This window comes from Streptomyces synnematoformans (genome assembly GCF_039531005.1).
Taxonomy (GTDB): Bacteria; Actinomycetota; Actinomycetes; order Streptomycetales; family Streptomycetaceae; genus Streptomyces; species Streptomyces synnematoformans.
In genome coordinates this window covers 1-9990 of record NZ_BAAAPF010000264.1, presented here as the reverse complement: position 1 = coordinate 9990, position 9990 = coordinate 1, and the positions used below count along the sequence as shown (strand labels likewise).

The following is a 9990-nucleotide window of genomic DNA, read 5'->3' as shown; positions in this document are numbered from 1 at the left end:
CGGCCACGGCGGCGGCGGCCACGGCACCGAAACCCCGGTGCGCCGCGCCGCAGCCCGCGGTTAGGCTGCGCCGCATGCCGCCGTATGACGACGCCGTCGCCCTGCTCCCCGCCACCGCACGGGCCCTGCGCCACCGGCTCGCGGTCGCGCAGCGCGAGGGCCGCACGCCCTCCCTCGTCGCGGCCGTCGTACGGGACGGGGAGACCGTCTGGTCCGGCGCCCGCTCGATGGTCGACGGGCACGAGCCGACGACCGACACCCAGTACCGCATCGGCTCGATCACCAAGACGTTCGTCGCCGTGCTGGTGCTCCGGCTGCGCGACGAAGGGCTCATCGACCTCGCCGATCCGCTGGGAAAACACCTCCCCGGCACTCAGGCTCCCGCGGCGACCATCGCCCAACTCCTCTCGCACAGTTCCGGCATCGGGGCCGAGCCCCGCGGCCCCTGGTGGGAGCGGACCCCGGGCACGCTCCGCCCCGACCTCGGCGAACTCTTCGACGTCGACCCCGCCCGCCACCCGGCGGGCCGCCGCCACCACTACTCCAACCCCGGCTTCGCCTACCTCGGCGCGCTCGTCGAGGCGCTCCGCGGCGCACCGTGGGGCGAGGTGCTGCAGCGCGAGTTGCTGGAGCCGCTGGAGCTGCGGCGTACGACGCTGCTGCCCCGGGCCCCGCACGCCGGCGGCTTCGCCGTCCACCCGTGGGCCGACGTCATGCAGCCCGAGCCGCTCCACGACACCGGCCGGATGGGCCCCGCGGGCCAGCTGTGGTCCACGGTCGGCGACCTGGCCCGGTTCGCGGCCTTCCTCGTGCACGGCGACGACCGGGTGCTCTCCGCCGAGACGCTGGCGGAGATGCGCACCCCCGCGGTGGCGCCCGAGGCCGCGTCCTGGGACGTCGCGTACGGGCTCGGGATGCAGCTGATCCGCCGCGACGGCACGCTGCTCGCCGGCCACACCGGTTCCATGCCGGGGTTCCTCTCCTGCCTCCTCTCCGACGTCGACGCGGGCGTGAGCGCGGTCGCGCTCACCAACGTCACGTCCGGCGCGTCCGTTGCCGGGCTCGCCGCCGACCTGATCGGCACCGTGCTGCGGCACGAGCCGCGCATCCCCGAGCCGTGGCGCCCGCTGGCCGCGGACGCGGTGGACCCGGAGCTGCTCGCGCTGACGGGACCGTGGTACTGGGGCGCGAACCCGCACGTGCTGCGGTTGCGGGAGAACCGCTGGCTGGACCTGAGCCCGCTGGCCGGCGCCGGCTATGCGTCACTGCTCCGCCCGGAGGCGAACGGCACGTGGACGGCGGTCGACGGCTACTGCGCCGGCGAGACGCTGCGGGTGGAGCGGTCGGCGGACGGCGAGGTCTCGCACCTCGACCTGGGCACCTTCGTCTTCACCCGCGAGCCGTACGACCCGGACGCCCCGGTCCCGGGCGGCACCCGCGGCTGGACGTGAGCACCCGCCCCGGCACCGCTCCCGGGCCGCCGGTGGGGCCCCGACCGCGGTCCTGCACCCCCTACGCCACCAGCTCCTTCTCCAGCGGCGTGCGGAACCTCGGCGTTATTCGGGCGTCGCCCGCCCACGCCGCCAGCCGCTCGGCCTCCGCGGCCACCGCGCGTTCCGCCTCGCCGCCCGCGTCCGTCAGCATCCGCCACACCACCTCTCCGTCCTGCCGTTGCGCCCAGCCGCCGACGACCTCTCCGTTCCACCACACCGTCGGCCCCACGTTGCCACTGCCGTCGAACAGCGCCGTGCGGTAGCCGGCGTCGAGGTACCAGCCGCGCTCCTTCCAGCCCATCGGTGTCGGGTCGAGCGCGGGCAGCAGCGCCGCCCACGGCTCCGGCTCCGCGACCGGCCCGGTGTCGTCCGGGAGCACGTACCCCGCGCCCTCGTCCAGTTCCACCGGCACCGCGCCGGTCGCGGCCAGCGCCTTGCGCGCGGCGGTCTTCGTCCAGCCGGTCCACCACACGAGGTCCGCTTCGGTGGCCGGCCCGTACGCGTACAGCCAGCGTCTGGTCAGCTCCGTCTGCGCCCCGGCGACGTCCATGCCGCCGAAGTCCTCGCCCGGCGCCCACCGGAACTGGCTCGACGTCCACGAGCCGCGCGGATGCCCGCGCCGTATGTGGCCGTCGCAGGCCAGCATCCGCAGCACGCGCGTGGCCACGCCCTGCTGCGCCTCCTGCCGGGTGCCGGGGAAGACCGTGATCTTCGTGCGCAGCAGCGGCTCGGCGGCGGATATCTCGCTGCCGGTCGCCTCCCCCTTAGCTTCGAGCACGGCCAGCGCGGCGGCCTCGGCGCGCCGCAGCCACGCCTCGTCCAGGCCGTTCCAGTCCTTGAGGTGCTTGAGGAACGTGGCGCGCTCGCGCGCCGCGATGGCGCGGGCCGCCGACGCGTCGACCACGGGGGCCAGTCCGCGGCTGACCGCGAAGAGCGTGCGGCGCATGGACAGCAGCTTCACCAGCGACACGTCCTCGTAGAGCGCGCGCTCGACGGGCGTGACGCCGGGCTCCCGCAGGCGCGCGCAGGCGGAGAGGAACACGGTCGCCGCGTCCGTCGCGTGCAGCGCGACGACCGCGTCCGCCGCCTCGACGGGCGAGGCCGCGCGGGCGGCCGGCGCCAGCGCGTGCCGCACGCCGATCCGGGCTCGTCGCTGCTCGGTGGTGATCTGCATAGTGGCAGTATGCCGAAGCTCGCGCCGGCCCGCTCAGGCCTGTGGATAACTCCCGACCCGCCCCGCTGAAACCTCTCTGACCAGGGATACTTCACGCAAGAGAGATGGGCGGCCCGGCGCGGGCGCCCGCGCTACAGCGTCCGCTTGAAGCCCACGTGCGACGCCGCGAACCCCAGCCGCTCGTAGAAGCGGTGCGCGTCCGTGCGCGTCGCGTTGGACGTCAGCTGCACCATCCCGCACCCACGCCGCCGCGCCTCCTCGACCGCCCACTCGATGAGCTGCGACCCCAGCCCGCTCCCGCGCAGGTCGCGGTGCACGCGCACGGCCTCGATGAGCGCGCGGGTCGTGCCGCGCAGCGACAGCCCGGGGATGAAGGTGAGCTGGAGGGTGCCGACGATGCGGCCGTCGCGTTCGGCGACGGCGAGGTGCTGGCCGGGGTCGGCGTCGATCCATGCGAAGGCCCGCTCGTACGGGGCGGGGTCGTCGGGGGTCTCGCGGGCGGCGCCCAGCGGGTCGTCGGCGAGCATCGCCACGATCGCGGGGACGTCGGCGGCCGTCGCACGCCGTATTTCCAGGTCGCTCATGCCGCCGACCCTACGTGCGGCCGTGGGCGCGCGCTCGTACCGTACGCGCCCTCCCCGCGGCGCACACACCCCCTGCCAGTGCCTCTGCGCCCGGTGCGCCTTCCTACGACCCCCCGCGTGCAGCCCTACGGTGCGTACGCCCCCGCCGGCGGGGCTTCCAGCGTCTCCACCGCCGCCACCAGCGGCGCCAGCTCCGGCCGCTTCGCGGCCTCGTCCAGCGCGGCGCGCAGCGCGGTCTCGTAGCCGGGCCTGGCCTCCGCGAGGAGGCGCCGGCCGGCCTCGGTGACCTCGGTGTAGATGCCGCGGCGGTCGTCGGGGCAGAGGTAGCGGCTGAGCAGGCCGCGGTCTTCGAGGCGGGTCACGAGCCGGGTGGTGGCGCTCTGGCTGAGGACGACGGTGTCGGCGAGCTGGTTCATGCGCAGGTGGAAGTCGTCCTGGCGGCTGAGGGCGTCCAGTACGGAGTATTCGCGGGCGCTCAGCCGGTGCGCGCGCTGCAGCGTGCGCTCCACATGGGTCTCGATGCGGGCGTGCAGGGATGCCAGGGCCGTCCAGCCCCGGGCCAGTTCGTCCAACTGCTCGGCTGTGGCCGCCATGAGCGCCTCCGCGTCCCGTGAGTGCAGTGCTGTGCCGTGCTGTGCGGTTGCAGTGCTGTTGCAGTGCTGTTGCAGTGCCGTGCGCGTATACGCACGTACGTGCGGTGCGTGCGTCGTTCGCCGTCCTGCGTTCGAGTTTACTCCACCTCCGCAATAGCCCGCTCTTGCAAGGATCGGCGTGCGCAATTATTGTGAGCGCCTGGTAAAAGGCTGTCCCCGCATCCACCGCAGGAGTCCCCGCATGCCTCTCGCGCTGCTCGCGCTGGCCATCGGCGCCTTCGGGATCGGCACCACGGAGTTCGTCGTCATGGGCCTGCTGCCCGAGGTGGCCGACGAGTTCTCCGTCTCCGTCCCGGCCGCCGGCTGGCTCACCACCGGCTACGCCCTCGGCGTCTTCGGCGGCGCCCCGCTGCTCACCGCCCTCGGCACCCGCGTCCCGCGCAAGCGGATGCTGATGGCCCTCATGGGCCTGTTCGTCGCCGGCAACGTCATCTCCGCGCTCGCGCCCGCCTTCGGCGTCATGCTCGCCGGCCGCATCGTCGCCTCGCTCGCGCACGGCGCGTTCTTCGGCATCGGCGCGGTCGTCGCCGCCGGGCTGGTCGCGAAGGACAAGCGGGCCGGGGCCATCGCCATGATGTTCACGGGGCTGACCGTGGCCAATGTCGTGGGCGTCCCCGGCGGCACGCTCCTCGGCCAGACCGTCGGCTGGCGGGCCACGTTCCTCGCGGTCGCGGCGATCGGGGTGGTCGGCCTGGCCGGCGTGGCCAGGCTCGTACCGGACCTGCCCCGGGAACCGGAGGCTGCCGCGGAACCCGGGGCGCCCGCGGAATCCGGGGCACCCGGGGCACCCGGGGAGACCCGGCAGCCCGCGTCCGCCGCCGGCGGCACGGACCTCAGGCGCGAACTGGCCGCGTTCCTCAACGTCCAAGTGCTGCTGGCCATGGCCATGACCGTCCTCGGCTTCGGCGGGGTCTTCGCCGCCATCACCTACATCGCGCCGATGACGACCGAGGTCACCGGCTACGCCGACAGCTCCGTCACCTGGCTCCTCGCCCTCTTCGGCCTCGGCATGGTCGGCGGCAACCTGGTCGGCGGGCGCTTCGCCGACCGCGCCCTGATGCCCATGCTGTACGTCGCGCTCAGCGCCCTGACCGCGACGCTGGCGCTGTTCACGCTCACCGCGCACAGCAAGCCGGCGGCGGCCGTGACCATCTTCCTCGTCGGGTTCTTCGGCTTCGCGACCGTGCCGCCGCTGCAGAAGCGCGTGCTGGACCAGGCCGCCGCCGCACCCACCCTCGCCTCCGCCGTCAACGTCGGCGCGTTCAACCTCGGCAACGCGCTCGCCGCCTGGCTCGGCGGCCTGGCCATCTCCGCCGGCCTCGGCTACACCGCCCCCAACTGGGTCGGCGCCGCCCTCGCCGCCTCCGGCCTGACCCTCGCGGTCCTCGCCGCGGCCCTGGAGCGCCGCGCGGGCGGTCCCGCCGGCGTGGCGGCCGCCTCGCGGACACTGCGGGTGGCGGGCAGCGCCAACGCCCCCGCCGACGTACCGCTCGCCGACGTACCGCTCGCCGCCACCCCCGCCGACGTACCGGTGTCCGCTACTCCGCCCACGGCAGGCGGTGCCGCTCCCCGTCCTCGGTGACGGCCCCGCCCCCGGCCGCCATCGCCACCAGCGCCTCGACATCGCCTCCGCCCTCGGCCGCACCGAGCCGCCGCGGCACGTCGGGCGGGAGCAGCACCGCCTGCCCGGCGGCGGCGGGCTCGGTGCGGCCGTCGCTGGTCACGGTGAGGGAGCCGGAGACGACCATCCAGACCTGCTCGCGGTCGACGGCGTGCACGGGGCCGGAGCGGCCGGCCGCCATCCGCACCCGCCAGGTGCTGAGCGCGGTGCTGCCCCGGGAGGGGGTGGCGAGGGACTCCATGGCGGCGTTCGGGGTGGTGACGGTGCGGTCGGGGGTGGGAGTGATGACCTTCATATGTAAAGCTCCTTTACTCGATGGGTTGAGTAAAGGAGCTTTACCCACTCGTGTCAAGATGTTCCCGTGACCCGCGACGACGACAGCCCGCCGCCGACACCCGAGCTGCTGTTCCTGCTCGGCATGGCCTTCCAACTCGTCCTGACCGAGTTCAACGAGCGCGTGGCCGCGGCCGGCTACCCCGACCTGCGGCCGGTGCACGGCATGACCTTCCAGATCCTCGGCCGCGACGGCGCCACCAGCAGCGAACTGGCCTCCCGGCTCGGCGTCACCAAACAGGCCGCCGGCCAGCTCGTCGACGACCTGGAGCGCCGCGGCTACGTCTGCCGCACCGCCCACCCGGCCGGCGGCCGCCGCAAGCTCGTCGTCCTCACCGACGTCGCCCGCCGCCACCTCGACATCGCGGGGCGCGCCCTGCACGACCTGGAAGCCGAACTCGCCCGCCGCACCGGCGCCGACACCGCCCTCCTCCGCGCCGAACTCCTCCGCCTCACCCACGCCCTCGCCGGCGACGACCTCCCCCCGCTCCGCCCCGTCTGGTGACCCGGCCCCGCGCGCGGCGGCGCCCCCGCCCCGGCGCCCCCGTAACCTGGTGACCCTCCCCGGAGGCGGCCCGGTACGGCACTCCTCCGACCCGGGGAGCCGGGCCGCGACGGATGAGGGAGACGAGCCATCAACGACACGACAGAAGTCCGGCCCGCGCCCGAGCGATCGGTCCGGGTGGGGGACGTCGAGATCTGCACCCAGGCGTTCGGCGCGGCGACTGATCCGCCGATCCTGCTGGTCGGGGGCGCGGAGGCGTCGATGGACTGGTGGGAGGACGGCTTCTGCGCACGCCTCGCCGCCGCCGGGCGGTACGTGGTCCGCTTCGATACGCGCGACACGGGCCGGTCCACGACGTTCCCCGTCGGGGCGCCCACGTACAGCGGCGAGGACATGCTCACCGACGTGGTCCGGCTGCCCGACGCGCTCGGCCTCGGCCCCGCGCACCTCGTGGGCATCTCGATGGGCGGCGGAATCTCGCAGGTCGTCGCCGCGCGGCACCCCGACCGGGTCGCTTCGCTGACGCTGATCGCCACGACCCCCGCGACGCCGGGCGGGCCCGGCCGCCCCGAGCTGCCGCCGATGAGCGAGGAGCTGGCGCGGAAGTTCGCGGAGCCGCAGCCCGGGCCCGACTGGTCGGACCGCGAGTCGGTCATCGCCTACTTCCTCGCCGGAGAGCACACCTTCGCCGGCTCCCTCCCCGTCGACGAGCAGCGCGTACGCCGCATCGCCGGCCGCGCCTTCGACCGCAGCCCCGTTCCCGCCGCGGCCGCCAACCACTGGCTGCTCGGCGAGGGCGAGGAGCCGGACACCACGTCCCTCGGCGACATCACCGCGCCGACCCTCGTGCTCCACGGCACCGAAGACCCGCTGTTCCCCTACGCCCACGGGGAGGCGCTGGCCCGCGAGATCCCCGGGGCGACCCTGGTGCCGCTGCCCGGGATGGGGCACCAGATGCCGCCCCCGGAGCTGTGGGACACCGTCGTGTCCGCGCTCGTCGCGCACACGGAAGCAGCCGCGGGCTGACGGGCGGCCGGGCGGCCGGAGGGTCAGGCGGCCGGAGGGTCGGTCAGAGGATGCGCTCGCGGCGGGCGGCGGTTATCCAGCCGGGGAACTCGGAGAGAAGGCGGTCGTAGAGCTGCGCGTCGGGCAGCTCGCTGATGTCGTCGACGGCGAAGAACCCGACGTTGTCGACGCGGCGCCCGGTGAGGGTGTCGAACCGCTCAAGCACGCCGTAGTCGGACCTCCCCAACCCCACGAACTGCCAGAAGATCGGCTCCTCGACCGCCTGGCGCAGCTCGTGCTCGATCTCGGCGTTGCGGTAGACGCCGCCGTCGGAGAAGAACAGCACGAGCGTGGGAACGGGAGCCGGGTTCTCGCGGACGTAGGCGCGGACTTCGGCGATGACCTTCTGCTCCTCGTTCTGGATGCCGACCAGCCGCATGTCGACCTGGCCGTCCTCCAGCCCCTTGCGCTTCTTGCGCGGCCGGAAGAGGGCGAGCTGACCGACCCGCACGTGCAGTCGCAGCCACTCGGGCAGGTCCCCCAGCTCCAGGTCCGGAAGCCGGGCCGGATGGGAGGCGAACGTCCACGCCTGCATCGAGCCGTCGTCGTCCAGCTGCGCGGCGACCGCGGCCATGCGCTCGACGACGTCGGCGACGACGCGTTTGGCGTACAGGTGGGTCATGGAGCCGGAGGCGTCCAGGACCAGGATGACGCGGGCGGAGAGGTCGGTGGCCCCGTGCTTGCGGAGGCTGACGGCCACCTGCTCCTTGCGCAGCGACAGCCGCTTGCGCATGTCGACGGGCAGTTGCTCCTCGCCCTTGACGAGGCGCGGAGCGGCGGGGGCGGGTGGCGCGTCGGCGGGTACGGGACCGGGGGCGGGCGGCGCGGGCGGGGGAGCCGGGGCAGCCGCCGCGGCCGGGGCAGGGGCAGGGGCAGGGGGCGCGTCGTCGACCGTGATACCGAAGTCGGTGGCCAGACCGGCCAGCCCGGAGGCGTAGCCCTGGCCCACCGCGCGGAACTTCCAGCGGCCGTTGCGCAGATACAGCTCGCCGCCGACGAACGCCGTCTCCGTCGTCGCCTCCATGTCGAAGCGGGCCAGCTCGCCGCCCGTACCGGCGTCCAGCAGCCGCAGCGTCAGCCCGGGCACCTGGCCGAACGTGCCGCCGTCGGCCGAGGCGCACAGCACGACCCGCTCGACGGCCGGTTCCAGAGAGCCCAGCAGCACCTCGACGGAGTCGGTGAACCGGCCGCCCTCACTCCGCTTGCCGCGGTGCGTGACCGCCTGGGAGGTGTGCTGCGGCTGGTTGTAGAAGACGAAGTCGCCGTCGTCGCGGACCCGTCCGGCCGCGGTGAGCAGCAGCGCCGAGGCGTCGACGTCGGGGACGCCGGTGCCCTCGGACCAGCTGAGTTCGGCGCGTACCGCGGAAGCGTCGACGGGCAGGTTGGCCCCTTTGCTGAGCGATCCACCGGCCATGGAAACGGTCCCCCTCCGCTGCGGTCGTGCGGCGGCCGCGGCGGAACGCGGCGCGCCCTGGCTCCCCGGCGGACTCCCGAGGCCCGGCGTGGTTCCGCGGCCGGCCGGGAGACCTGCCTGGTCAGGTACATCGTGTCATGCCGCGGAGGGAGCCGCGCCGGGCGGCGGTACAGACCGGAGACGTACGGCGTTTGCCGCCGCGGGCTGACGTGGCGCGCACCCGCCGCGGGCGAAGCTGCTGACACCCGGAGCACCCGGGACCGCAGCCAGTGAGGAGCAGTCATCTTGCGCTACGTACGCAGCAACCGCGTCCGCACCGTCGCCGTCACCGCCGCCGTGCTCGCGACGGCCACCGCCGGCACCGCCGCCGCGACCGCCGACGGCGGCAACAGCAGCGACGGTGACAACCGCGGCAACGGCGCCCACGCCGCCGCCGACCGCGACCACGACCGCGACCGCGACGCCGCCGCGCTGACCGGCACCGCGAAGCTCACCCGGTCCCTCGGCGACGACATCACGTTCTCCTTCGACGCCCGGCTCGCCGCCGAGCACAACGACAACCCCCGCAAGGCCACGGGCACCTTCCGCTTCAGCCACTACCTCGACGGCGAGGGCGCCTGGGCCGAGGCCGAGGTCGACTGCCTCGTCACCGGCGGCAAGGTGGCCGTCGTCTCCGGCACCATCACCGACACCGACCTCCCCGGCGCGAAGGGCCTGCGCATCGGCGTCACCGTCCACGACAAGGGCCACCGCGACCGCCTCGGCTACAGCTGGGCCGGCACCGGCAGCCCTCTGGAGGACAAGGACCTGGCGCCGTGCGTCAGCTCGGCACCGTTCGAGAAGGTCAAGCCCGGCACCGGCGACTACCGGGTCCTGCCCTGGCACCCGGAACTCTGATCCGCACCCCCGCCCCGCCCCGCACCGCGGGGCGGGGGTGATCGTCCGAGCGACGGTAAGCAGCCCGGGCCCCGGGTCAGTCCGACACCGCCCGCGCCGGCAGCGAGACGTACAGACGGGTGCCCCCGGGGCGGTAGCCGACGCGGGTGTAGACCTGGCGGGAGCCCGCACCCGAGTACTCCAGCCACACCGACCCCACCCCGCGGTCGAGCATCGCCCCCGTGAACGCCGCGGTCATCGCCGCGGCGACG

Annotated in this window: 10 protein-coding genes; 5 read left to right on the top strand and 5 right to left on the bottom strand. The window is 74.6% G+C overall.

The genetic code is table 11. The annotated features are described in order from the left end of the window. Positions 1-74: 74 nt before the first annotated feature. Complete coding sequence (locus ABD317_RS28210) at positions 75-1451, top strand: serine hydrolase domain-containing protein (protein ID WP_344293270.1); 1377 nt, start codon at positions 75-77, stop codon at positions 1449-1451. A gap of 61 nt (positions 1452-1512) precedes the next feature. Here ABD317_RS28210 and ABD317_RS28205 read toward each other — a convergent pair whose 3' ends face one another. The 3 genes from ABD317_RS28205 to ABD317_RS28195 form a co-directional block, all read right to left on the bottom strand. After that, entirely contained in the window at positions 1513-2667 is a 1155-nt protein-coding gene (locus ABD317_RS28205) for a winged helix DNA-binding domain-containing protein (RefSeq protein ID WP_344293268.1), read from the bottom strand. 131 nt (positions 2668-2798) lie between these two features. Beyond that, positions 2799-3251: a GNAT family N-acetyltransferase gene (locus ABD317_RS28200; RefSeq protein WP_344293266.1), complete on the bottom strand. Its 453-nt coding sequence runs from the start codon at positions 3249-3251 to the stop codon at positions 2799-2801. Positions 3252-3376: 125 nt separating this feature from the next. After that, positions 3377-3844: a MarR family transcriptional regulator gene (locus ABD317_RS28195; RefSeq protein ID WP_027752866.1), complete on the bottom strand. Its 468-nt coding sequence runs from the start codon at positions 3842-3844 to the stop codon at positions 3377-3379. A 241-nt stretch (positions 3845-4085) separates the two neighbouring features. Between ABD317_RS28195 and ABD317_RS28190 the strand changes: the two genes are divergently transcribed. Next, on the top strand, positions 4086-5486 hold the full coding sequence (locus ABD317_RS28190) for an MFS transporter (protein WP_344293264.1): 1401 nt from the start codon (positions 4086-4088) through the stop codon (positions 5484-5486). Here the strand turns inward: ABD317_RS28190 and ABD317_RS28185 are convergent. Beyond that, positions 5443-5820, bottom strand: a complete 378-nt coding sequence (locus tag ABD317_RS28185; RefSeq protein WP_344293262.1) for a cupin domain-containing protein — start codon at positions 5818-5820, stop codon at positions 5443-5445. The genes ABD317_RS28190 and ABD317_RS28185 overlap by 44 nt on opposite strands. Before the next feature lie 66 nt (positions 5821-5886). Between ABD317_RS28185 and ABD317_RS28180 the strand changes: the two genes are divergently transcribed. Then, the gene (locus ABD317_RS28180) at positions 5887-6363 is read left to right on the top strand and encodes a MarR family winged helix-turn-helix transcriptional regulator (RefSeq protein ID WP_344293260.1); all 477 of its coding nucleotides are present in this window, start codon (positions 5887-5889) and stop codon (positions 6361-6363) included. A gap of 177 nt (positions 6364-6540) precedes the next feature. Further along, positions 6541-7389: an alpha/beta fold hydrolase gene (locus ABD317_RS28175; RefSeq protein ID WP_344293258.1), complete on the top strand. Its 849-nt coding sequence runs from the start codon at positions 6541-6543 to the stop codon at positions 7387-7389. Between the two features lie 43 nt (positions 7390-7432). Here the strand turns inward: ABD317_RS28175 and ABD317_RS28170 are convergent, their stop codons facing one another. Next, positions 7433-8842 (bottom strand): VWA domain-containing protein, encoded by a 1410-nt coding sequence (locus ABD317_RS28170; protein WP_344293256.1) that lies wholly within the window; start codon positions 8840-8842, stop codon positions 7433-7435. 285 nt (positions 8843-9127) lie between these two features. Here ABD317_RS28170 and ABD317_RS28165 point away from each other — a divergent pair, with 285 nt between their 5' ends. Beyond that, a complete protein-coding gene (locus ABD317_RS28165) occupies positions 9128-9739 on the top strand; it encodes a Repetin (RefSeq protein WP_344293254.1) in 612 nt (203 codons plus the stop codon). The last annotated feature ends 251 nt before the right edge of the window (positions 9740-9990 follow it).

Bases quoted from the DNA above. Each gene is read 5' to 3' on its own strand.
- ABD317_RS28200 (WP_344293266.1), bottom strand. From the start codon at position 3,251: ATGAGCGACCTGGAAATACGGCGTGCGACGGCCGCCGACGTCCCCGCG.
- ABD317_RS28170 (WP_344293256.1), bottom strand. From the start codon at position 8,842: ATGGCCGGTGGATCGCTCAGCAAAGGGGCCAACCTGCCCGTCGACGCT.
- ABD317_RS28190 (WP_344293264.1), top strand. From the start codon at position 4,086: ATGCCTCTCGCGCTGCTCGCGCTGGCCATCGGCGCCTTCGGGATCGGC.
- ABD317_RS28210 (WP_344293270.1), top strand. From the start codon at position 75: ATGCCGCCGTATGACGACGCCGTCGCCCTGCTCCCCGCCACCGCACGG.
- ABD317_RS28195 (WP_027752866.1), bottom strand. From the start codon at position 3,844: ATGGCGGCCACAGCCGAGCAGTTGGACGAACTGGCCCGGGGCTGGACG.
- ABD317_RS28205 (WP_344293268.1), bottom strand. From the start codon at position 2,667: ATGCAGATCACCACCGAGCAGCGACGAGCCCGGATCGGCGTGCGGCAC.
- ABD317_RS28185 (WP_344293262.1), bottom strand. From the start codon at position 5,820: ATGAAGGTCATCACTCCCACCCCCGACCGCACCGTCACCACCCCGAAC.